The sequence below is a fragment of the Chlorogloeopsis sp. ULAP02 genome (genome assembly GCF_038404745.2).
Taxonomy (GTDB): domain Bacteria; phylum Cyanobacteriota; class Cyanobacteriia; order Cyanobacteriales; family Nostocaceae; genus Chlorogloeopsis.
In genome coordinates this window covers 195492-218739 of sequence record NZ_JAYKTT020000012.1, presented here as the reverse complement: position 1 = coordinate 218739, position 23248 = coordinate 195492, and the positions used below count along the sequence as shown (strand labels likewise).

19 protein-coding genes and 1 pseudogene are annotated in these 23248 nt (G+C 38.6%); 12 read left to right on the top strand and 8 right to left on the bottom strand.

Going from position 1 to position 23248, the window contains the following annotated elements; translation table 11 throughout:
- Window positions 1–115 precede the first annotated feature (115 nt).
- The 7 genes from U2718_RS07845 (at window position 116) to U2718_RS07815 (ending at window position 8374) form a co-directional block, all read left to right on the top strand.
- On the top strand, window positions 116–1321 hold the full coding sequence (locus U2718_RS07845) for a glycosyltransferase family 4 protein (protein ID WP_341993358.1): 1206 nt from the start codon (window positions 116–118) through the stop codon (window positions 1319–1321).
- A gap of 58 nt (window positions 1322–1379) precedes the next feature.
- Window positions 1380–2048 carry a methyltransferase domain-containing protein gene (locus tag U2718_RS07840; protein ID WP_341993357.1) on the top strand — a complete coding sequence of 223 codons (669 nt, stop codon included), beginning with the start codon at window positions 1380–1382 and terminating at the stop codon, window positions 2046–2048.
- 89 nt (window positions 2049–2137) lie between these two features.
- A complete protein-coding gene (locus tag U2718_RS07835) occupies window positions 2138–3292 on the top strand; it encodes a glycosyltransferase family 4 protein (RefSeq protein WP_341993356.1) in 1155 nt (384 codons plus the stop codon).
- 269 nt (window positions 3293–3561) lie between these two features.
- A complete protein-coding gene (locus U2718_RS07830; protein ID WP_341993355.1) occupies window positions 3562–4404 on the top strand; it encodes a glycosyltransferase family 2 protein in 843 nt (280 codons plus the stop codon).
- A 281-nt stretch (window positions 4405–4685) separates the two neighbouring features.
- The gene (locus U2718_RS07825; RefSeq protein ID WP_341993354.1) at window positions 4686–5399 is read left to right on the top strand and encodes a WecB/TagA/CpsF family glycosyltransferase; all 714 of its coding nucleotides are present in this window, start codon (window positions 4686–4688) and stop codon (window positions 5397–5399) included.
- Window positions 5400–5453: 54 nt separating this feature from the next.
- Window positions 5454–6602, top strand: a complete 1149-nt coding sequence (locus U2718_RS07820) for an endo-1,4-beta-xylanase (protein ID WP_341993353.1) — start codon at window positions 5454–5456, stop codon at window positions 6600–6602.
- 344 nt (window positions 6603–6946) lie between these two features.
- The gene (locus U2718_RS07815) at window positions 6947–8374 is read left to right on the top strand and encodes a sugar transferase (RefSeq protein ID WP_341993352.1); all 1428 of its coding nucleotides are present in this window, start codon (window positions 6947–6949) and stop codon (window positions 8372–8374) included.
- A 496-nt stretch (window positions 8375–8870) separates the two neighbouring features.
- Here U2718_RS07815 and U2718_RS07810 read toward each other — a convergent pair whose 3' ends face one another.
- Entirely contained in the window at window positions 8871–9278 is a 408-nt protein-coding gene (locus tag U2718_RS07810) for a hypothetical protein (protein WP_341993351.1), read from the bottom strand.
- Between the two features lie 507 nt (window positions 9279–9785).
- Complete coding sequence (locus U2718_RS07805) at window positions 9786–10619, bottom strand: fasciclin domain-containing protein (protein ID WP_341993350.1); 834 nt, start codon at window positions 10617–10619, stop codon at window positions 9786–9788.
- 129 nt (window positions 10620–10748) lie between these two features.
- On the opposite strand from U2718_RS07805, the gene U2718_RS07800 reads away from it, so the two are divergent.
- Together U2718_RS07800 and U2718_RS07795 are read left to right on the top strand one after the other, a co-directional pair.
- The gene (locus U2718_RS07800; RefSeq protein ID WP_341993349.1) at window positions 10749–11444 is read left to right on the top strand and encodes a PD-(D/E)XK nuclease family protein; all 696 of its coding nucleotides are present in this window, start codon (window positions 10749–10751) and stop codon (window positions 11442–11444) included.
- 154 nt (window positions 11445–11598) lie between these two features.
- Complete coding sequence (locus U2718_RS07795; RefSeq protein ID WP_341993348.1) at window positions 11599–12363, top strand: phosphatase PAP2 family protein; 765 nt, start codon at window positions 11599–11601, stop codon at window positions 12361–12363.
- A 208-nt stretch (window positions 12364–12571) separates the two neighbouring features.
- Here U2718_RS07795 and U2718_RS07790 read toward each other — a convergent pair whose 3' ends face one another.
- The 4 genes from U2718_RS07790 to U2718_RS07775 form a co-directional block, all read right to left on the bottom strand.
- Entirely contained in the window at window positions 12572–13255 is a 684-nt protein-coding gene (locus U2718_RS07790; RefSeq protein ID WP_341993347.1) for a general stress protein, read from the bottom strand.
- 351 nt (window positions 13256–13606) lie between these two features.
- Window positions 13607–13945 carry a thioredoxin family protein gene (locus tag U2718_RS07785; RefSeq protein ID WP_341993346.1) on the bottom strand — a complete coding sequence of 113 codons (339 nt, stop codon included), beginning with the start codon at window positions 13943–13945 and terminating at the stop codon, window positions 13607–13609.
- 513 nt (window positions 13946–14458) lie between these two features.
- Window positions 14459–15511: an SDR family oxidoreductase gene (locus U2718_RS07780; RefSeq protein WP_341993345.1), complete on the bottom strand. Its 1053-nt coding sequence runs from the start codon at window positions 15509–15511 to the stop codon at window positions 14459–14461.
- A gap of 997 nt (window positions 15512–16508) precedes the next feature.
- Complete coding sequence (locus U2718_RS07775) at window positions 16509–18749, bottom strand: diguanylate cyclase (protein ID WP_341993490.1); 2241 nt, start codon at window positions 18747–18749, stop codon at window positions 16509–16511.
- A 271-nt stretch (window positions 18750–19020) separates the two neighbouring features.
- On the opposite strand from U2718_RS07775, the gene U2718_RS07770 reads away from it, so the two are divergent.
- Window positions 19021–20049: a VOC family protein gene (locus tag U2718_RS07770; RefSeq protein ID WP_341993344.1), complete on the top strand. Its 1029-nt coding sequence runs from the start codon at window positions 19021–19023 to the stop codon at window positions 20047–20049.
- A gap of 62 nt (window positions 20050–20111) precedes the next feature.
- Entirely contained in the window at window positions 20112–20915 is an 804-nt protein-coding gene (locus U2718_RS07765) for an endonuclease/exonuclease/phosphatase family protein (protein WP_341993343.1), read from the top strand.
- A 137-nt stretch (window positions 20916–21052) separates the two neighbouring features.
- Here the strand turns inward: U2718_RS07765 and U2718_RS07760 are convergent.
- Together U2718_RS07760 and U2718_RS07755 are read right to left on the bottom strand one after the other, a co-directional pair.
- A pseudogene (locus U2718_RS07760) lies at window positions 21053–22222 on the bottom strand (putative bifunctional diguanylate cyclase/phosphodiesterase); the annotation flags it as partial.
- A gap of 427 nt (window positions 22223–22649) precedes the next feature.
- On the bottom strand, window positions 22650–22802 hold the full coding sequence (locus U2718_RS07755; protein ID WP_411813244.1) for a hypothetical protein: 153 nt from the start codon (window positions 22800–22802) through the stop codon (window positions 22650–22652).
- A 227-nt stretch (window positions 22803–23029) separates the two neighbouring features.
- On the opposite strand from U2718_RS07755, the gene tatA reads away from it, so the two are divergent.
- Complete coding sequence (gene tatA / locus U2718_RS07750) at window positions 23030–23224, top strand: twin-arginine translocase TatA/TatE family subunit (protein ID WP_341993342.1); 195 nt, start codon at window positions 23030–23032, stop codon at window positions 23222–23224.
- The last annotated feature ends 24 nt before the right edge of the window (window positions 23225–23248 follow it).

Here is a 23248-nt window from a genome sequence, read left to right as displayed (position 1 = left end):
TTAATACTCCCATCCATAATTTTTGATTTCAACCTCATTTCCTATGACTCGCGAGTACACTTACAAAAATTTACCCTGACACTTCATTTATCTAGAAAACGCTGTAATAAAAGTAATGAAAGCTCATAGTAAATTAGATAAAATCCTTATCATTGTCGAAAATCTTCCCATTCCTTTTGATCGACGAGTATGGATGGAAGCCACTACTCTACAAAAGGCAGGTTATCAAGTCTCTACTATTTCTCCAAAAGGAAACGGGTTTGAAAAGGATTACGAAGAAATCGAAGGAATTCATATCTATCGCCATCCTCTTCCCCCGGAAGAGAGTTCTGTTACTGGCTATCTTCGAGAATATGGCTGGGCTGTTTATTGGCAGTTTCGTCTGGCACAACGAGTCTGGCAAGAACAGGGCTTTGATGTGATTCATATTTGCAATCCTCCAGACTTACTCTTCTTGGTAGCAGGATGGTACAAAATTTTTCATGGCATAAAAGTCATCTTCGATCACCACGATCTCAGTCCGGAAATGTATATAGCTAAATACAATCGCCGAGATGTTTTCTACTATGGTTTACGCTTGGCTGAACGTTTGACTTATGCCACAGCAGATTTAGCGATCGCAACAAACGAGTCACACAGAAAGGTAGCTTTGACTAGGGGAGGTAAAAACCCAAAGCAAGTTTTTGTAGTTAGAAGTGCGCCCGACCTTTCACGCTTTCATTTCATATCTCCAAATCCCAGCTACCGCCAAGGTAAAAAATACTTGGTTGGCTATATGGGAGTGATGGGAGAACCAGAGGGAATTGACTATCTACTGAGAATAGTACGTTATCTAGTCACAGACAAGAAACGCAAAGATATTCACTTCATGCTAATTGGGAATGGGCCTGCTGCTGAAAAGCTTAAAGCCTTATCTAAAAAGTTAGAAGTGACTGAGTTCGTGGAATTTACAGGATTTAAAACAGGTAAGGAACTTTTAGAACGGTTGTCTAGCTGTGATGTTTGTGTAGAACCATCTCCCAAGTCTGCTTATAACGACAACTGCACTATGAACAAAATCCTAGAGTACATGGCACTAGGAAAACCTATTGTTCAGTTTGATCTACGAGAGGGAAGACGTTCGGCAGAGGGAGCATCTTTGTATGCTAGACCTAATGATGAGATAGAGTTCGCTCAGAAAATCATCGAACTACTTGATTCTCCTCAACTTCGAGAAAAAATGGGAGCTGAAGGACGAAACAGGATGAAAGACATTCTTGAATGGCGACATCAAGCTCCTAAATTGTTGGAGGCTTATGCCGAAGTTTTGCAATTTCTGTAGGTTCTAGTCAGGAAGATTTTTGACTAATTAGATAATTTAATCGAGGTTAAAACAACATATGCTCAGTCAAGTTATAGAAAAAATTTACGACAATCGTAGATCTGATTCCTTAGCAAGTGATTTAAGAAGAAAACGTTTTGCTTTATTCAACTCTCTAATTAAATCAACAAGAACTCCCTTGAAAATTCTCGATGTTGGAGGTAGACCTAGTTTTTGGGAAAATACAGGTCTTTTCAATCAAGAGAGTTTAGAGCTAGAAATTACTCTACTAAACATAGAGCAAATTAATCATCCAAAGTTTAAATGTGTTGTGGGTGATGCCAGAAAAATGTATCAGTTTAAAGATTTAGAATTTGACATAGTTTTTTCTAATTCTGTTATTGAGCATGTCGGAGATTATAACGAGCAACTTCAGATGGCTAATGAAGTAAAGCGAGTAGGAAAAAAATATTTTATTCAAACACCAAATCTCTATTTTCCCATTGAGCCTCATTTTGTTTTTCCATTCTTTCAATTTCTTCCCATTGTAGTAAGAGTTTGGTTATTAACTCACTTTAATTTAGGATGGAGAAAAAAGACACCTGATAAGCAACAAGCTCTCAGTTCAGTGACTTCAATTAAATTGTTGAGTAAGCAAAAATTGATGAATCTTTTTCCTGAAGGAAAACTTTACGAAGAAAAATTTGGGTACCTTACTAAGTCTTTTATAGTTTACGGCGGTTGGTAATAGTATTGTGATCAATTCTCAAAACTTTTATTCAACTACAGCTAAATACAATTTGTATTAGGTTTAAAATTTGATTAGTTAATTAAAATATGAAAATTCTATTTTTAACGACAATTCTTCTTAGTAAAAACTGTAATGGTGGTGAAGTTGCTTCACAGTGTTTTATTGATGCTCTCAAGTCTCTAGGTCATCAAGTTACAGTTGTTGGTTATCTTCGCAAAGGTGATAGATTTGAACATAATTCCAAGGAAACATTCGTAGTTGATGAGCGACATACAGAAACAAGAAAGTCAAAGTTTTATGCTTTGCTGTGGTTAGCTTTGAGCCTTTGGAAAAGTTTGCCATACTCATCAGCTAAATATTATTCTCATGCATACATTAATCTAATTAATAAAATTATCTTCAGTGAAAAGTATGACAGCATAATTATTGAACATGCTCAGATTGGTTGGATTGAGGCTTATATTCAAGATAAAAATCAAATAATTTTTATTAGTCAGAATGTTGAGCATGAAATGTATGAAGAACAATTTAAAAGAGCTAATAATTTGATATCAAAATTGCTTTACAAGCGAGAAGCTAGATTAATGAAATTGCAAGAAGCAAGGTTATCAAGTTTATCTCAACAAATTTGGACTTTAACAGACCATGATCATAAATCCTTTGCTCACCTTGCCAATGTAAATAGAATTAGAACGTTTGGGATAGCACCTAGTTTTAAAAATTTACAAGAAAAAATAGTTAAGAAGCACTTTGATATTGGTATTTTAGGTAGTTGGACATGGAAGCCAAATATAGAGGGACTGAAATGGTTTATTGAAAATGTTTATTCTTATTTACCAGTTGAACTTTCAATTCATGTAGCTGGTAAAGATGCTGATTGGCTCAATGGTAAATATCCAAATATTTATTATTGTGGTGTTGTACCTGATGCTCAAGAATTCATGGCTCAAGCAAAGGTGGTTGCTATTCCGACATTAAGTGGAGGTGGCATACAAATCAAAACTTTGGATGCGATCGCCTCTGGTTCTCTGATCGTAGCAACTCCAATTGCCTTACGAGGAATTACCCATCCACCATCAACGGTTAGAGTTGCTGAAACACCACAAGAGTTTGCCAATCTGATCATGTCAGCAGTGACTTCAACATCCACGTCAACCACTTTCGATAATGCTAAAAATTGGTATCGTAGCAGACGTGAACAATTTCTCAATGATCTCGCTAGTGCAGTTTCAAGCACGTAGGGAAAATAAAAATCGGTCAGTTTTAGTAGGGTAGGTAAAAAACGGTCAGATGTTCTGCCCACCGAACTTCAGAGCAGCGGAAGCCGCCGCTCTGGGTTCTCGTTTTATTACCGTTGTGTTACGGCTATGTAAAGATTTGAGAGTTTAAGAGAGTTAGAACTAGCCGTAACGCACCGCATGATTGGGGTGCGTTATACATTGCTTTAACACACCATACCATTTAGGGTTTATTGAGTTTAGTTATTGAAGAATAATTTAATAATAAAGAGATGAAAATATCTATTATTACTCCAGTATATAATGCAGTTAGTACAATTGAAAAAACAATACTAAGTGTTATTACACAAGCAATAAAGTCAGAATTAGAATACATCATTATTGATGGAGGCTCTAATGATGGAACTTTAGAGATAATTCATCGTTATGCAGATAAAATTGATATTTTAATTTCGGAAAAAGATAATAGTATTTATGATGCTATGAATAAAGGTATATCTCGTGCAAGCGGAGATATTATTGGTATTATCAATGCTGATGATTGGTATAATGATAAAGCTTTACAAATTATAGAAGATATTTTTTTAAGAGAGTCAAAAATTGATATTATTTATTCTTCTCTGTACAACTATTTTAATGGACAGTATTTAAATACATTCATTCCAGGAAATTTAGATAATTTATTATTTAAATTTACTCTAAATCATCCTAGCTGTTTTGTGAAAAGGGCAGTTTATGAAAAAATAGGATTATTTGATTTAAACTACTCCATAGCAGCTGACTATGATTTCATCTTTCGAGCTTATCTATATGGGTTTTGCTTCCATTATGTTGAAACACCTCTAGCTTCTTATTCACTCAACGGTTTTACCGGACAATCTTGGAATAAATTTATAGAAATTAGTGAAAGTTGGAGAGTAGCCTCTAGTTTTGCTAAACAAACATCCAAGGATTTAGTTAGTAAACGGCAACGATTTTACTTAGTTTGGATTACAAAAGAACTATTGACCTTTATACCTAAAAAATTTATTAAACCATCAATAGCTAAAGACATAAAAGATAAATTTAGAAAAGCAATTGGAAGTTTACCATCTGATCAGTATGGTGTATGGTAAATATTTATTAAATCATACTAATTAATTCAACATAAACAGATACTCAGCTTCTTAGAGAAGCTGAATATTTAATAAAATCTAATATTAAGGCATAAATAAAAGTCACTCATGAAAGAGTCTATGTTAGTGACTAATTAAAAACTTATGAGTTTAATAAGCAGTAAACAAGAATTTGACGAAATTATATTGTTAGGGATTAGATTCCACAAGCTAAAAGTCTATCAACTTATAGATTATATTATTGAGTCGGCAAAACTAAAAAAAAAACTATTGTGGGAAATGTGAATATTCGAGCTATTAATTTTGCATATGAATTGCCTTGGTATAGAAAATTCATTAATGAATCAGATTTAGTGTTTTGTGATGGTTTTGGTGTGTTATGGGGAGCAAAACTTTGTGGATATTGTCTTAAATCAGAATATCGTATGACTTGTCCAGATTATATAGAAAACTTGGCGCTAGCTTGTGAAAGAGAAAATGTATCCTTATTTCTTCTTGCAGGTAAGCCAGGTACAGTCGACAAAGCGATCGCTAAACTCAAAGCAATCGCACCAAATTTAAAAGTCAAAGGACATCACGGTTATTTTGAAAAAATTGGTGAAGAAAATGAAGCGATTATTAGTGAAATTAATAAATTTCGGCCAGATATTTTATATGTTGGTTTTGGTATGCCATTACAAGAACGTTGGATACTTGACAATTGGACTCGAATAAATGCAAAAGTTTTTTTACCTCTAGGAGCCTGCCTTGATTATTATACCGATGCTGTATGCAGAGGGCCGCATTGGATGACTGATCGCGGTTTTGAGTGGTTAACTAGATTAGTTATAGAACCCCAACGTTTATGGCAGCGCTATCTTCTTGGTAATCCGTTATTTTTCTACCGTATCTTTCGAGCATTGATAGCAAATTCTTTGAGAACTTTAGAATTTACTCACAAGTCACGGAAGAATAAAATTACAGAGGCGCAAAGCGCAAGGGGTAATAAGAGTTAGAGAAGTATTTTAAGTAAGTTCATGCAATTTTGCTGAGTAAAGTACCGATTTAAAATGTTTAATCACCAATCAATCGCTAGGCGGCATGCTATCAAACTGGGTTTAGCTGGTTTGCTAGGTATGACGACTGTGACAACAACAGAAGCAATCAATCGAGGAAGGCAAACTCCATTACGTTCTCATCCAAAAAGAGACTTTACAGTGGTTGGGCAAGCTTCTTTAAAACAGCGTGCCGCTGCTAAAGGGTTAATTTTTGGAGCTGCAACTGAGCAACGCATACTGCTGACAAACACCCAATTCGCAAATACTTTTGTTAAAGATTGTGGAATGTTGGTGGCAGAAAATGATTTGAAGTGGTTTACTATTCGCTCCAATCCCCATATCTTTGACTTTACCAAAGGTGATTGGTTAGCAAAGTTTGCTCGCACTCACGGTATGTTATTTCGAGGAACTCCTTTAGTTTGGGAGTTGGGATTGCCTAGATGGTTTAAGAAAAAGGTTAACCATAAAAATGCAGAGCGATTCTTAGTAGAACATATTACGAAAGTTGCCAAGCATTACGCTGGAATTGTTCATTCATGGGATGTTGTCAATGAGGCGATCGCTGTTTCACGTAGCAAGCGCTCAGATGGTTTAAGCCGCTCGCCTTGGTTGGAATTTCTTGGTGAGGGCTATATTGAGCTTGCTTTTCGCACGGCGGCAAAAGCAGATCCGAAGGCGATGCTCGTGTACAATGATCGCTGGCTAGACTATGACACTCCTGTTGGTAATGCTCAAAGAGCAGCTGTATTAAAGTTACTAGAACGTTTAAAGTCTAAAAAAATTCCTGTACACGCTCTTGGTATTCAAGCTCATTTAAAAGCAAGGGAAACTCGCTTTAATGCTGAGAAAATGAGAGGTTTTCTCAAAGATGTTGCCAGCCTTGGCTTAAAAATTCTAATTACCGAGTTGGATGTGCAGGATGAAGGATTACCTGCTGATAGTATGGTACGCGATCGCATTATTGCCGCTGCTTATGAAGACTATCTTTCAGTGGTATTAGATGAAAAAGCAGTAATTGCAGTATTAACTTGGGGATTAAGCGATCGCTACACTTGGCTTTCAAGAACTAGTAAACGTCCTTTATTGTATGACTCATATTTTCAACGCAAGCTAGCATGGAATGCTATTGCTAGAGCTTTTGAGCAAGCTCCTAAACGCTAAATATAAGTAAATTATTATTTGAGTAGGTCATATAAACTTACTTTATAAACAAATTTATTTCTATATCTTTCATTTTCGTCGTGTCAGTCTAGTCGAGTGGGTTAGCAATAGCGTAAACCACCTTTCTTCGAGAGTTGATGGTGCGTTATGACGATAGTCCGTAATGCACCCTAAAAATTGGAGATTTTTTTAATTGGAAGTCCTTAACTCAGATTTAATTAACAAGTCTTGATTCTTTTAAAATCATGAGTTCAAGAGAGAGAATAATTTGTCATGAAGTTCAACAATTATTCACTTTTATCTCATGTGAATGAATCTGTATAAATATCAGGAGCATCGAAATTATGACTGTTAAATCTATACCTGTTGTCAGCTTAAAGCCTGACTTGAGATCCGCTCAAGGTACAAGAGTACAAAAAGGAATAATTATCAGGTTTCTCAGGATAATCTCTCTTATACTCTTAGATATTACTTGTCTTATTTTAGCATGGAATCTAGCAATTATATATGGCGAAGAATCAGATTATCCTTGGGTAGGGAAAAAATCATTATTAGCACTAACTATTGCTTTACAAATAGGAATAATCGCTATCAAAGGTTTATATAAGGGAGGAATTAATCGTCGTAATTATTCAAGTTTATTCAAAGCAATCTCCACATCGCAAATCTTTCTATTAATTATTGCTTTCCTTTACGAATCAAATAACTATATTTCTCGTTCAAGTTTTATAATTTTCTGGTTGTTGTCTGTCATATTTTTATGTTTACAGCGGTATATATTTGACGTTGTTACTAAACATTTACGTAGAAAAGGAGTAATGCGTCATTCTGTATTTTTGATTACTGATCCAGCAGAAAAAGAGAATCACATTAAAATCATAGAACAAGAAAATTGCTACACTGTACAAGGAATTGCCGATTCTAGTTGTCTAGATTTACGTAACCGAGATAAAACCTTTGAATATCTTCGCCGACAGGGAATTGTAGAAGCTTTTGTTTCTTGGAGCGCAATCAAAAATCGTCTGTATCTATGCTGGCATTTCTACACAGCTGGTATTACCTTGCGAATACTGCCAATCAAAAGTGAACATTACCATCCAAAATCCACATTTTGGGTAATTGGTGGAGTTCCTTGTATGACAATTTCAGCACCATTTATTATTGGTACTGACTTTTTGGTAAAACGGGGTTTTGACCTTTGCTGTTCTATTATTTTATTATTGCTACTGTCTCCCATTTATTTATTAATTGCTCTATTAATTAAGTTTGACTCTTCTGGCCCAATCTTCTTTAGACAAGAAAGAATTGGTTTACACGGTCGAAAGTTCAAAATTTGGAAATTTCGTACTATGGTTGCCAATGCAGAGAAATTACAAGCTTCATTAGAAGCAAAAAATGAAATTAAAGATGGTGTTTTATTTAAAATGAAAGATGACCCTCGTGTCACTAGAATTGGCAAATTTTTGCGCCTTTATAGTCTAGATGAATTACCACAATTATTTAATGTTTTTTTGGGAGAAATGAGTCTTGTTGGGCCGCGTCCTCTTCCTCGCAGAGATGTAGAAAAGTTTACAACTCATCACTTTGTCAGACAAGAAGTTCTTCCGGGCATTACTGGATTATGGCAAGTTTCGGGACGCTCTAATATTGATAATTTTGAAGATGCTGTCAAACTAGATATTACTTACATTGAGAATTGGTCACTCTGGCTTGATCTAACAATTTTGCTTAAAACTGTGAGGGTTGTTTTGCAAAAAACAGGTGCATACTAAAAATATAAATTCTCGACATCTTTAAGAGGATGTCTGAAAATTTGTTGGTGTTGTATTCAATACTTTTTGCTCCCCATTATCCTCCTTCAAAAGGGGAAGCAATGCAATGGTAAGCCAGTACTGCCGGAGGGTAATACGAGCGTAGATGACTGGTGTAGACGCGAAGTGGCGTCACCTGCCGTAAACTTTGATTCTATTTCCCCTTTTCCAAGGGGGTTAAGGGGAATCTTACCGTTTAGCTATTATCTTGATTAAAACTGTTGCTCTTCTTCATAAAAGAAGAGTTCTGCTAAAAGTGCTAAACCAATAATCCAAAGAAAGCATAAAAATAACCAAAGTATTCCCATCATAGCGTTTACCTCTAACAAAATCTTTAGTTGACTTTGCCCGATCGCTTCAGAAAAACTTGTTAAATACAATAGTAATAACGGCTGCTAATTCTATAGCCAATAGTGCGCTGCATCTTAAAAAATATTAACTCTCTTGCTAACTGCAATTATTCGTTAATACCTAGTTGCACTTGCAATCCGTCATTGCCATTAATAGATTGAGCAGGTTGAAGGATAATTGGTGAAGTATTAGTCGGTAATAGTGGCTCATCAACTCTTTGTACTCTAACTTTGTTGCTGATTTGCCATATACCTAAGTAGGGATCTACTACATTTTCTCTATTTTCTCTAATGTTAGTACCAGCTTGATTTACGAGATTACTTTCTTTAATAAAAAAATTCGCAAAGTCTTCGTTGGCTGTTCTATTATTGATTCCCGTTAGCGACTCACCAGATAAAGTATATTGTTGTCTTGGATTGGAGATTGGAACTGAGGGTGACTGAGCTTGAACCCTGTTACTTAAGCCAGCGAGAACTGTCACGATAACCAGTGCAGCAACAGATTTGCCGTTCATTTTGATTATCCAAACTCTATAATATACTTGTAATGTAGCTATATTTACTATCGTTAAGCTTTCAACTTCTTTTTAGCTTATTCTAATACACTCTTCTCTAAAAAAAGTCTTTTAATATACGTATCTTAATTAAGTATTGATTCTCTGACCAAAATAATCATATGTTTATGTATGCAATTTCCACTGCCCAGACGCGACATATCTATCATGTCTCTATATCTGGATTCATTTCGCGATTCAGTCATACCCCCATTCATTATTTATTTGTCATTTAGATAACGAAAGAGAAAGGACAATTAACTAATGATGTTTATAAGGTAGACCAAGTTGTAGTTAGAAAAGAACTGCCATACTGAGCAATAAAGATTGCACTTAAGCATCTTAGTAAAAATTTATGGCCATATCCAAATTCACTCTTGGGTATTAGCCAAACTGCTCAGAATGACATGATTAGTCTCATACACGAGAAAATATCTTTTCAAGCTGCCCAGAGTTTGATTAAGGTACTTAGTTCTGCGGTGTTTCTGGAGTAGTTTGCTCAGGTACGGCAGGAGTCGTCTGAGTGTCTGGAGTAGTTTGCTCAGGTACGGCAGGAGTCGTCTGAGTGTCTGGAGTAGTTTGCCCAGGTACGGCAGGAGTCGTCTGAGTGTCTGGAGTAGTTTGCCCAGGTACGGCAGGAGTCGTCTGAGTGTCTGGAGTAGTTTGCTCAGGTGCTGTTTGGGTTGGCTGCTGTTCTAGTCGAGAGGCGATCGTTTGGCGCAACTCTGATGGAAGTAGTACACGATTGACTGCGTGGATGACTCCATTACTAGCCTCGATATTGGGTTCGACGACGCTGGCGTCATTTATAATCACTCGTTGAGGAGTAACACGAACTGCTAAACCACCACCAAGGGTTTTTACTGTTCCAGTTTTTAGCTGGTTAGAAGTTACTTCACGGGGTACAACATGATAAGTGAGAACTTGACGTAACAGATCCTTATTTTCTGGCTGGAGGAGAAATTCCACCGCACCAGCAGGTAAGGAGGTGCTGAAAGCTTGATCTGTGGGTGCAAAAAGTGTGTATTCTCCACTAGAGAGCTTGTCTGCTAATCCAGCTTCTTGTACTGCTTGTGTTAGGGTGCTGAAGGAACCGCTTGCTTGTGCAACTTCTACCAAATTACCTGTAGTAGCACCAGGAGATGGTGTAGCTTCTGGAGTTGGAGTAGTGGCTGGTGTTGTATTTTCGGGTGTTTGATTAGACTGAGCCATGATTGGAGCGCCAACAAAGGCACCTACACCAATAATGCCAGCAATCACAGCCACTTTTTTAGTGAATTTATTAAGGTGGTTAATGTTCATGACGAAATGTTTGCGAGCAATTTTGAATTATTTTTTAGCTTATTGAAGTTTTGTAAATATTCCCTCTTATCTAAGATATAAATATTCAGACATACAAAAAGTTATTGTCTCGCCAACATTATCTAGCCCATGCAATTTGATACTCATTTACTACCTCGAAACTGTGGTAAATCATTACGGGATTATGGTCAACAATATTACATGGATGACAAAGGGAATCGCTTTCCTAGCGTTACCACAATACTTAATGCCACCAAAGCACAAGTAGATCGTGAGAGACTATCAAATTGGAAAGCCCGTATTGGCACAGAAGCAGCAACTCGTATTTCCACAACTGCTAGTCGTAGGGGAACACAAACTCACAAACAAATTGAACGCTACTTACTTGGTGAAAATCCTGTTTGTTCTGAAGCAAGTCGCCCTTATTGGGAAAGTATCAAACCTGTTTTAGAAAAAATTGATGCAGTCAGACTTGTTGAGGGTTCTGTTTTTCACTATGATTTGAGCTATTCGGGAAAAGTTGATTGTGTTGCTAGCTATAAAGGTATTCCCTGTATATGCGAGTGGAAAACAGCAGATCAACCTAAAGGTACAGTAGAGCGTTTATATGAATATCCATTACAATTAACTGCCTACTTGGGTGCAGTGAATGAATACTATCGAGATTACAGTATTGATTTGAATCATGCTTTGTTGGTTATAGCAATACCAGAAACAGAAGCGGAGATATTTTGGTTTGAACCACAAGCGATGAATTCTTTTTGGCAAAAGTGGGAACAAAGAGTAACTGAGTATTGGAAGAGACGGTATCGAGGTTGGCATTGAAAATCTAAGCTTCTAATTCTGTGGGCGATCGCTGTTAGTAAACATGAAGCTCTATCTTAAGGTAAACTAACGCAACGATGAAAAGAGTGTAATTTAATTTTGTATATTTTATAGAGTATTTGTCTGAAAAACAGTCTGGAAAAATCTTTGGCAGATGTTTAAATTTGATTTTCAAGAGTTTTTCTTATCATTCTTCCAGTTTCTCAAAAAACTGCTCCTTGCTCACTGGGGTTCTCTAGTACTGTTATTAATCGGAGTATATTTACCTTTGCAAATCTTTGGGCTACTTGCATTACAACTCCGGGAAAATGAAGGCGGCTTCGCTTTTGATTTACCCATTTTGGTAACTATTCATACAACAGCCCATCCCTATCTTGATGCGATCGCGCTTCGATTAACTAAGCTGGGATCGGTTTGGACTGCATCGCCCATCGTAGCTACAGTTGCACTAATTTTACTATTCTTGAAACGATGGCGATCGCTTATTTATTTACTCATTACTACAATTGGCAGTGCGATCATCAACTTCACTGCCAAAGAAATTATGCATAGAGTGCGTCCTCAACTTTGGCTCTCACCTGCTCCAGAGTTTGATTATTCATTTCCTAGTGGTCACGCCATGACAAGTATGACGTTAGTAGCAGTTTTGGTAATTTTAACTTGGGGAAGTGTATGGAGTTGGATCGTAATGATTTTGGGAGGCTTGTTTGTGGTAGCTATTGCTTGGACGCGACTATACTTAGGAGTTCACTTTCCTAGCGATATTATTGCTGGCTGGTTGGTTTCAATTGCTTGGGCAATAGGCGTGAGTTTGATTATTAAACCTAATTTGACTAAGATAGTTCCCATTCCAGAAATTGTACCAATGGAAGAAACTTCGCTTCTTCCTGAAGAAACACAGTTAGTCGGTGAAGAGTGAAATAGCCCCTTCCATATCTGCGGGAAAGGGCTTATTTAGGAATTGTAAGCAATCAAAACAGATTGGGGAGAATATTTAGAGGCTAATAGCTAATGGCTGATTGCCTTTTGACTATAAACTATTAGCGCTCATCCGGTTTTCATATCTCCAATCGGACTATTGTACTCCTACTCAAAGCGCGATCGCTATTTTTGTGAAAGATTTAACACTAAAGAGTTTGATCCCGCTTATCAATAACTTCAACTACATTGGGATCTGTAGTGGTAGTGGTAGTAGTAGTTCTTTCTTGATACCTCTGTGTAGTACGATCAACACCTGAAGTAGAAGTACTAGCTACATTACCAGAGATATCGTAAATAGCCCAATTACGAATACCTTGATTACTTAAAATAGATGCAGCACGCTGAATTTCGTTATCGGTGCCATCTACAATTACCAAGAATTCTCCTTGGAATACCCGCTCACTATAGGCTCTGGCTTCTTCTTCTGGAATACCCAAACCAGTCAACGCTCCTACTAATCCACCTGTTGCTGCACCAATACCTGCTCCAGCTAAAGTGGTTGCGATCGTTCCGGCTGCAAGAAAAGGGCCCACTCCTGGGATGATTAAGGCTTCCAAACCTACGAGTAAGCCACCTATACCACCTAAAACAGTGCCTGTAACCGCACCAATTCCAGCACCTTCCTGAGCCTCGGTGTCACCGCGATCGCTTAGATCGGATCTATCTGTGACATTAGCTCCACCAATTTGCTCATTGCGATCTGCGTCTTTTGCCAATACAGAAACCCGATCCATGGGGAAACCCGAATCTCTTAGTCTATTTAGCGCATCTTCGGCTGCTTGACGGTTGGAGAATGTACCAACTGCCCGCTGATATCCTTGAATTGCCATTTTTCCCTCCTGGATAAACAACAAATGTGTTTACACATATGTACCTTCTAGTTTCTCTATTGGTATCTAGGTATTCATCAGCCAATAGGTTTAGCTAGTTATCCACCATAAGAGAGGAAAACTCTCTCGTTATCTTGAAAATACATCACAAAACTGCTTGTATAAGACAGTTATTTGATAAGTGGTTAGGCAAAATTAAAGTTATGGGTAGAGGCAAGGGAACAGGGAACAGCAAGAAAATGTGTAATTAATTTTGTTTAGATACTTATCTTGCACCCTTGTTGATCACTGGCGTTGAGCATTGCCCACCTTAGAGGTGGTTCGAAAAGTAGTTGGCTGTGAGTTTCGGCATTATTCTGAGAGCAGATTTTGCAATTTTTGTACTAAACGTTCGGCTGGCATTAAATTCTCGGTTCGCTCTTCCTCAATCCGCCCTATAAGTTGATCATTTTTAAATAGTAACATTGTTGGTAAAGGGTGAACTTGGAAGCGAGAAGCTAAATCAGAATCTTTTTCACTATCAATTCTGACAATCTTAAGTTGTTGTTTCATTTGAGTATTTACTTGCTTCAAAATTGTATCCATGAGATGAGAAGGGCCACACCAAGGAGCATCAAAAACTACTAATACTGGTAGTTCAGAGCTAGATAATAACTCTTCAAAGTTTTGAAAACGGTCTTTGACTAACATAAAGACTCCTGTGAAATATTAAGCGGAGATACAAACATTACTTTTAGTTGCTGATGATGGCATGAGCGCCACAATTAACTAATTTAAAATTTAAATCCAAGCTAATCTTTTTCTATGCTTTTTTGATCAAGAAAGTTGTTCTGTTCACCTCTAAGCTCCAAGAACAGCCAAGTAATCTTAATCTAATTAATTTTTAACCTCAGTATATCTAAGGTAGTAAATTGTGATTTTCTATTTACTAATTAAGTATAACGCTTTTTCTATATAGGGATGAAGTTTATATCTCGCCTGAAAATAGGGTGCTTAGGCACTTAGATTCGGGAAGAGAAGTTTTTACCATTAAATGTTAAATCTCAGAGAAATTTTTGTTCGTAGTTAGCGATTTATCGCTCTGTTGTAAGGTTTTAAAGGGCTAAAGCCCTGACTACGAACTTTTTATGTTGAGTCTTTCTACTTAGTCAAGCTTGGGTAGATGCGATCGCACTTAAGCGAGCAGCCAACAGTAAATTCTGCTTATGTCATCTCTGACTTTTCTTCAAAAAACTGGTTGTTTTGTTGTGCTGCTTTGTCACCTAAGGTTGTTAAAACAGATGGTGAGACTGAAGATGTACTATCTTTCCCTTGAGCGCGATCGCTGCCAATACCACCCGCCTCTGGTAAAAATCTGTTTACCCAACTGAGAATTATAGAAGTAAGTCCAGGAAATAGAGCGTGAAACTTAACACCAATCTGTGCTGGAATTGATAGCACAACTTCTGCATCTCCCCGTTTGATAGCTGAAATAATCTGTTTTGCGGCACTTTCAGCACTCATAGAAAGTATGGGCAGGGAATCACTAATACTAAACCAGGCATATTCTTGACGGTTCTTACCTTTAAAGTAAGCATTATACGCACTGCCTGTACGCATCAAACCAGGGCAGACGGTAGTGACAGCAATTCCATCTTTTGCCAATTCTGCTCGCATTCCTTCTGAGAGTCCTACCAAAGCAAACTTACTGGCACTGTAAGGTAATAGATGCGGTACACTGACCTTACCGCCAATTGAAGAAATATTGACGATACGTCCTTCACCACGTCGGCGCATTTGCGGCAAAACAGCAAAAGTTGTATATAACGGCGCCCAAAAATGAGTTTTGATGGCTTCTTCATAATCATCAAGAGTCATCTCTGCGATCGGCCCTACCTGGATAATACCTGCATTGTTGATCAGTACGTCAATTTCACCAAAGCGATCGCGTACTATCCGGATCGTTTGCTTGACTTCAAATTCATCAGTAACATCGCAAGGCACAGCCAGTACTTCTCCACCACGCTGTTCCAAATCCATACGCGCTTTTTGTAATTCTTCCGCGTCACGCGCACAAATTGCTAGCTTTGCTCCTTGCTTTACCAACTGGCGTGCCATGACTAAACCTAGTCCCCGTGAGCCACCTGTAATTAGTACTGTTTTACCGTTGAAACTATATTGCTGTTCACGCCACCATCGCCCGATTGCTTGAATGCCAAAAAATATACCTATAGTAATGACAGCTAGAACAAGTGGATTTTCATATTTAATATCCATAGTTACATCTCCTTTGATTAGCGATAAGGAACTAGACAGAGGCAGCAGATGTCCGTGGTGCTTCAGTTATACCCTTTGATGTCATCCATATTGATGACAAATTAAATTATTCGGAAAGCCGAGTGTAGAAGTAGTAATTGACAAGTCTGTCAAATCTAGACTTGTAGCATAGTGATAGGTTTGTATAGCTTCATCAAAGTTTTCAAAATATGGGTAGCGATCACGTTATTAGTATCCGAACTGGGCATGAACATCTGATTCAAAACAGACACAAGCTATTCAATTTTGGATGTTAGATTGGGTAATTCTTGTGTATGAATATCAATCTCAAACATCAAGAAAGTACAATCTAAAATTAGTAGCCAACTAAGATTAATCAGGGTTTATGAATAATTTTGACGAGATTTAGGCTTAAGTTTTTACTATATTGGGGTTTCTAGCACAACGATTGATACATGATTTATTCAGTCTCTAAAAATTAGTTATGATATAAAGCTATGTTAAAAATTTAAAAGTCTTTTCTCCTCTTTCTATGGTGGTGTTACTTTAATTACCTCCCTACCAAAAGGTTGAAACTATTCATACCACGAACGATAAGAACCCGAACTTCTTTAAAAAGTCAGGGTTCTGATTTCCTAGATTTTCTGAAATTAAGTATTGTAGTGACTTCCTTAACAATCAAGCGATCGCAGTGAAAATTTGTACACATTCAATTTTCACAGCTAAAAACTTTTGAACCTTAAATTAGCTAAGGATATAGAACTTACGCAAAATCCCTCTAAAATCCTCTTGACTCCGTGTCACGGACACTTGCTACAACGGAGGGAACCTCCGCAACACAGTGTCCTCCCCTGCGTTCTCTGCGGTTTATTATTCCATAACTCGTGCGTAAGTCCTGGGATATAAAGGTAACCAACACCTTTAAAGGTGTGGCTAATCAGACAAAGCCTACCTTTGCAGGCTTTAACCTGTAGACTCAAGTGAACCAAAGCACTGGCTATTCTGTCATTCGATTAGCAGTTACAGCAGTCAGTAAGGCATTCGTTTCTCCCAAATGGGATTGAGCAACAACAACGCGATCGCGCCCGGCTTTCTTGGCAAGGTATAGTGCGGCGTCAGCAGCTTCTATCACTGCTGCACCAGTCGAGCCATGAGCTGGGAACATTGCTACTCCCACTGATAAGGTGATATTGCCAAGTTTCTGATGTTGATGATGAACATCTAGATGCTTCACACATTGCCGTATGCGCTCGGCTCTTTCTTGACAAACTTCTAAGCCAGCTTCTGGCAGAATCAATAATAACTCTTCTCCCCCATAACGACAGGCAATATCAGCTTTACGAATATGTTTTCTTAAAAATATACCGAGTTCTCGCAACACAATATCGCCTGCTTCATGACCATAGGTATCATTGAAGCGTTTAAAGTGGTCTACATCAATCATGATAATCCCCACAGATTGTTGATTGCGTTCGGCTCGGCTGACTTCTCGTTCTAAAGACTCTTCTAAATAGCGGCGATTGAATAAACTAGTTAGGGGATCGCGGATACTTTGCTGTTGTAGGGCTTCATTTAGTCTTAAGTTTGCCAATGCGAGGGCAATGCGTTCGGCAACCGCAGAGGCTAGCCTTTGTTTGGTGATTGTCAATTGTTCTTTGTCTTGGGAATGCAAGTGCAGCATTCCTAAAGCTTCCCCTTGTGCCATCATCGGTACGCAAAGAGCTTCTCCTTTTTCCTCAATATGGCTACACTGCAAACCATGAGCATCAGCTACTGTAAAATGCGATCGCCCACGTCGTAATGCCCAGCATTGCTTAGGAGAAAATACTGTCTTAAAACCAGCATTGACATCACCCCAAGTTGTCACAGCTTCAACTAAGTGTTTTGATGCGCTGATAATAAACACTCCACCAGAAGTATTGGGAAATAAGGGTTGGACTAATTGAGCAATTACCTTATAGGCTTCTTCAACTGTTAAGCATGCTTGCAGGATATCGCTCATTTCACTCAGTAAGGCAATTTCACGATTGCGCTGTTCTAGTTCTTGCACCCACCCAGTCAATTGCTGATTTGCTTGTTGTAAAGCGGCTTCTGCTTGCTTACGTTCTGTAATATTGCGGTTAACCCCAATCGTCGCACTAGGTTGACCATGTTCATTATACAAGGGTACAACTACTGTTTCGCATACACCTTCTGTTCCATCTTTGCGGATAAAGTTAATTTCCCCACTCCACCGACCATTATTGAGCAACTCGTCTAATATTTGCTGGGTTAAGACAGTAGCTTGTTGCGGTTTGTGCAGAATCCCCAATTTTTTACCCAATACTTCTGCTTTACTATAACAAAACATTTTTTCTGCGGCTTTGTTCCAGTCTAGGATTTGACCTAATAAATCTGTTACAATCACGCCATCAGAGATATTTTCAAAAATACAAGCTTGTTGTTGTAGAGTTTTTTCTACCTCTTTACGCTCAGTAATATCTTGAATTTGGGCGATCCAGTACAACGGTTGACCGTGAGCATTACACACTAGCGATATACTCAACAATATCCAGACAACATGTCCAAACTTATGTATGTACCGCTTCTCTATGTGGTAACAACGAATCTCACCATTTAGCAGTTGGGATATATAGTTAAGGTCAATATCTCGGTCGTCTGGATGGGTGATTTCTTCACAAGTTATAGAGCGCAATTCTTGTTCTGAATAACCAACAATTTCGCATAAAGACTGGTTCACTTGCAGCCATTTGCCATCTAATCCCACTAATGCCATACCAATTGCAGCATAGTCAAAGGCATTATGGAAGCGTTCTTTACTTTCGCGTAATGCTTCTTCTGTAAAATGGCGTTCGGTAATTTCTAGTTCTAGTTGTTGATTGGCTTTTTTGAGTTCTGTAAGATTAGGAGTCGTGAGAATTTGAGGAAGCGATCGCATCAGTAATACAGCCGTACCCAATGAGCCAAAAGCTGTAATGGCTTTAATAGTCCCCAATAACCAAGAAACTGGATGCCAGAGCGTCCAAATTTCTACTATATGGAATGTTCCAGCGGCTATAATCCATACTGTAATTAACCGGAATATCCAGTTTAAGGGAAAATCTTGCCACTTACGAACAAAATAAACCAACACTATGGGAATTAAATAATAGGCGAGAGCGATCGCAGAGTCGGATAGAATATTTAGCCACACCAATTCTGGCTGACATTGATAACAATGTCCGTATTGCTGATACACCGAACGCACCTTTGTTTAGCTAGTAAGTGAAAACACGTAGAAAATTATCTATTTACTTGGATAGATGCGTAAATTTTATACCCAGTGTATCTACACAAACGAAATTTTAACTTTTTCTTTAGGCAGAATGTAGTACTTGCAACTTCAAAAATCAAGGATTAATGCTGATTCAGCGGATTAGGGATTGGGTATTAAGATTTTTTTATTCCTAGTCCCCTGTCCCTTGTAACCTGTAACCTATATACCCTATTTTCCGTATATTTAATAAACCATGAATCAGGGACAACAAACGGCAATTGCAGGCATATATGAAGTGTGTATTGGCGTACCAGAGCCGATTTGTGCAATTCAATATTGGAAGCAATTTGGCTATCTCCTTGGTCAAGAGGGAGAATTACCAATAGCTACAGCTAGACAATTATATGGTGTAGACTCATCTTTACGCTCGATTCGCCTTGAGCATCAAGATGCAGATCATGGTTTGATTAGGCTAATGATTTGGCAAAATCCCATGAATCAGGGATTGGGGATGGAGTCAATGAAGGTGAAAGGAAATCGCTGGGCAACAACATTAACAGCCGACATTTTAAATATCCTTAACCACGTAGAAGAAGCAAAAGCAGCTGATTGGGCGATCGCCTGTACTCATCCCCATTGGGAAGTTATCTATAACAAGGAGAGAAAAAATCGTCCGTTTGTTGATCCCACAGTAGGGGTGCGAGAGATGCTGTTATTGCAACCACTGACACGACAAGTTTTGTTTCAAAGGTTTGGCTATACACTTCCTGATTATGGAAAGATTAATAACAATTCTCTGCTGAGGACAAGCCAGTTTACCCATATGGGGATGGTAATTCAGGATGATAGCAAGGAAACGCTAAAATTTTATGACGAAGTGATGGGCTTGTTGCGAGTGCGTGATGATGTCGAGACTAGCTACGAATCATCACTTGCTGGGCGAGAAATTTTTGATCTCCAACCTGGTGAAAAGTTTTTTGTCACTGCCTTTGACGATCCGCGCTCTTCTACAACCAATTTGATGGCGGCACGCAGTGGTAGACTTTATATTATTCGCTTTCCTAGTTCTATAAATATAGAATCGCGATTTGAAGTAGCCAAACCAGGTAGTTTGGGAATGTGTTTGTACACCTATCGAGTGCAGCAACTTGATCAATTTTGCGATCGCATCAAAGCCAGTCGAGTACAAAAGTGTACAAATATCGTGGAAAATGAATTTGGAGAACCAAGTTTCTCTTTTGTGGCACCCGATGGATACTTTTGGACTTTAATTGGACAGTAACAAAGAATGTCATCTCTACAATAAAATCTATATTTTTCACATCAAGACTCCTACCAACTGCCATGATTAAAGTTGCCACTATCAACATCTTGTATGAAATGAACTTCTGGCAGCAACGGCGCGAGTTGCTAGTAGAAGGTTTAGCAGCAGTTGGGGCAGATTTGATTGGATTGCAAGAAACTAATTTGCAAGCAAACACTGGTTTGTGGTTGGCTGAACAGCTTGATATGCCCTATGTCCACTTAGTTGCTGCTCAAGAGCGATCCTATGTATTGAGAACCGAGTACGGAACAGCAATTCTCAGCCGCCATCCATTTATTCAACAAGCCGAACTTGATTTGCAATCTCAGGGGCGGATTGCACAATACGTACAAGTAAAAATAGGCGATCGCTCATTAGTATTTTGCAACGGACATTATTACTGCCAACCCGGTTCTTCTTCTTTGCGAATCAGACAACTACAGTCGTTAGTCAACTGGCTCAGTGCCTTACCTCCAAATCTCCCTGTAGTAGTTGTGGGAGATTTTAACGCTACGCCCGAAACTCCGGAGATCGCATTCATGCGGAAGCAATTTACTTCTGCATACGCCGCCCAGCATGGTTGCGAACCAGAGTATACTTGTCCTACACCCTTATTGCAAGCCCATAGCAAATTATGGCGTCCATTGGGGCTGCGATTGATTAATTTGTGGACTAATCGTACATTCACACCTTGGCGCGGCACACTTGACTACGTATTTGTTAACAAACACTTGAGCGTCTGTGATTGCCAGCTGATTCTGACGGAACCTGCGCCCGATCGCAAAAATATTTATCCATCAGATCATTTCGGCATCGCTGCTGAACTAGAGATAGCACAAGTATGAACCGAAGAGCGATCGCATTCACAAATGATGCCTGATGATGATATCATGCACCCACATGATTTCATCACACAACATTCTCTAGCCTAAGCGTCCCTAGCCCCTATTCTCAGGTGAGATGTCCCTGACGGGTAACATCATCATGCTGTGTAAACACACAATGGCTTGTCGTCAGCTCCCGTCTCCATCTGCCAAGAAGTTTCCTTCAGCATTTGAGTAATTATATCAACAGGAACAGGGCGACTAAAGTAAAATCCCTGCCCTTCGTGACACCCCCGTATTCGCAGATAGTCAAGCTGTTCTTGAGTTTCTACACCCTCTGCTGTGATCGTTAAACGCAAGCTTTGAGCTAGAGCAATGATGGCATTGGTTACAGCTGCACTATCAGGATTTGATGTGACATCCTGTACAAATGACCGATCTATTTTAAGCATATTAATTGGAAGGCGCTTGAAGTAGTTCAGTGAAGAATAGCCTGTACCAAAATCATCTAAAGCTAGGCAGATACCAAGTTCTCGTAATTGTTGGAGGATTTTCACTGAGCGCTGAATGTCACTCATCAAGAAGCTTTCTGTTACCTCTAGTTCCAAGTAAGATGGTTCTAGTTCTGTCCCCTCAAGGATCTGCTTCACAACTTCTACAAGATTTGGTTGTTCAAACTGTCGAGCTGACAAATTCACCGAAATCCGAATTGGGGGGCTGCCAGCCATTTGCCAGGCACGGTTTTGAGCGCAGGCTGTTCGCAAAACCCATTCACCAATTGACACAATTAAACCATTGGCTTCTGCAATTGGAATAAATGTTGCTGGAGAAATCAAACCCCGTGTGGGATGCTGCCAGCGAATTAGCGCTTCTAGAGCCACTACTTGTCTGGAGTGCAAATCAATTAAGGGTTGATAATAAATCAGTATTTCATTGCGTTCAACTGCCCCACGTAAATCATTTTCCAAAACCAGTCGCTCCTGCAACTGAGCATTGATCTCTGGTGAGTAAAATTGGTATTGGCTACGTCCTTGCTGTTTTGCTTGATAGAGCGCCATGTGAGCCTGTTGCAAGAGTTGCTCAACACCATCAGGGTGATCCAGTTCATTAATTGTGATGCCGATACTGGCTGTGATGTGAATGGTTTTACCTTCTAAAAAGAAAGGTTTTGTCAGTGCGCTGAGTATAAGTTGAGATAGCTTAATCACGCTTTCAAAAGAAGAAAAGTCTGTTCGGGCGATCGCAAATTCATCTCGACTCAAATGGGCAAGAATATCTGTTTGAGTAATGCAAGTTTTTAAACGTTGGGCAACTGCTCTTAGTAGTAACTTTTCTTGAGCAATCCAAAATGAGCCAGGAATGAGTAGAGGGAAAGTTTGCGATCGAGCTTCATAAATTCTGAAAAATTAAAAGTTAGCAATTTTAGTTATCAGGTATGTTGTACAGTCATGTTTTTGATTCATAATCCAATCGAATACATTCCATTGAAATATGACATGAGGTAATATATTACACTTACCACTATTGCTGTGTACAGGATAGATATTTCTATATAGATTCGATAAAAATTGCTTTTCAGTCGATTTAGCCAACAAAAATTTTTATCGTATATTTATTGAGTTAAATGTAAAATTTGTATTAATTGAATCTTACTCATTAGATAAACTTAGGTGAGTGAAGGCGATCGCTTTAGATTCAGAAAGGAAGGTGAGTCATACCAATTTTGGATTTTGGATTTTGGATTAAAACCATTGATTAATAAGTTAGTTCAGAATTTTGAAACAAGACTCCCGCTCGCCAACTTGGTATCATAGCGCTTTTCAGAAATAACTCTTCTATGGCAGCTAATAGTTTTAACTTTACCCGACGCCCTTTGACTAGTGCATCACCGCAGCTAATGCTCCTCATATCACACCTGTTAAAGCTCCTAAAGATTTGCCAACTTTCGCTTCTCCCGACGATCTAGTGCAGCCTTAATACAGGTTTCCAGCCAGCCATTACTTATAACTAGGTACTACTAATTGTCATGTATTAACCCATCCCAACAGCAGGGGATGGGTTTTGTTGTGCAAGCAATTAAGGTAGGTATGGTACACCCTACTATGATTTAAGAAGGAGTTTTACAGGAGACACTAATGTTTGGATTAGGATGGACGGAAGTTGGTGTAATCGCGATCGTTGCGCTGCTGATTTTTGGCCCAAAAAAAATTCCCGAACTGGGAAGCTCACTGGGCAAAACCTTGCGCGGTTTTAAAGAAGAATTGAATAAAAATTCTAGTGATGAGAATAGTCTGGAACACAAACAAGGAGAAGAAGAGATCAATAGTTAGGATAGGGGCGGATGAACCTAATCT

Bases quoted from the DNA above. Each gene is read 5' to 3' on its own strand.
- U2718_RS07780 (WP_341993345.1), bottom strand. From the start codon at position 15,511: ATGGATATTAAATATGAAAATCCACTTGTTCTAGCTGTCATTACTATA.
- U2718_RS07800 (WP_341993349.1), top strand. From the start codon at position 10,749: ATGCAATTTGATACTCATTTACTACCTCGAAACTGTGGTAAATCATTA.
- U2718_RS07785 (WP_341993346.1), bottom strand. From the start codon at position 13,945: ATGTTAGTCAAAGACCGTTTTCAAAACTTTGAAGAGTTATTATCTAGC.
- U2718_RS07755 (WP_411813244.1), bottom strand. From the start codon at position 22,802: ATGAGGAGCATTAGCTGCGGTGATGCACTAGTCAAAGGGCGTCGGGTA.
- U2718_RS07795 (WP_341993348.1), top strand. From the start codon at position 11,599: ATGTTTAAATTTGATTTTCAAGAGTTTTTCTTATCATTCTTCCAGTTT.
- U2718_RS07790 (WP_341993347.1), bottom strand. From the start codon at position 13,255: ATGGCAATTCAAGGATATCAGCGGGCAGTTGGTACATTCTCCAACCGT.
- U2718_RS07845 (WP_341993358.1), top strand. From the start codon at position 116: ATGAAAGCTCATAGTAAATTAGATAAAATCCTTATCATTGTCGAAAAT.
- U2718_RS07830 (WP_341993355.1), top strand. From the start codon at position 3,562: ATGAAAATATCTATTATTACTCCAGTATATAATGCAGTTAGTACAATT.
- U2718_RS07820 (WP_341993353.1), top strand. From the start codon at position 5,454: ATGTTTAATCACCAATCAATCGCTAGGCGGCATGCTATCAAACTGGGT.
- U2718_RS07840 (WP_341993357.1), top strand. From the start codon at position 1,380: ATGCTCAGTCAAGTTATAGAAAAAATTTACGACAATCGTAGATCTGAT.
- U2718_RS07835 (WP_341993356.1), top strand. From the start codon at position 2,138: ATGAAAATTCTATTTTTAACGACAATTCTTCTTAGTAAAAACTGTAAT.
- U2718_RS07770 (WP_341993344.1), top strand. From the start codon at position 19,021: ATGAATCAGGGACAACAAACGGCAATTGCAGGCATATATGAAGTGTGT.
- tatA (WP_341993342.1), top strand. From the start codon at position 23,030: ATGTTTGGATTAGGATGGACGGAAGTTGGTGTAATCGCGATCGTTGCG.
- U2718_RS07765 (WP_341993343.1), top strand. From the start codon at position 20,112: ATGATTAAAGTTGCCACTATCAACATCTTGTATGAAATGAACTTCTGG.
- U2718_RS07805 (WP_341993350.1), bottom strand. From the start codon at position 10,619: ATGAACATTAACCACCTTAATAAATTCACTAAAAAAGTGGCTGTGATT.
- U2718_RS07815 (WP_341993352.1), top strand. From the start codon at position 6,947: ATGACTGTTAAATCTATACCTGTTGTCAGCTTAAAGCCTGACTTGAGA.
- U2718_RS07810 (WP_341993351.1), bottom strand. From the start codon at position 9,278: ATGAACGGCAAATCTGTTGCTGCACTGGTTATCGTGACAGTTCTCGCT.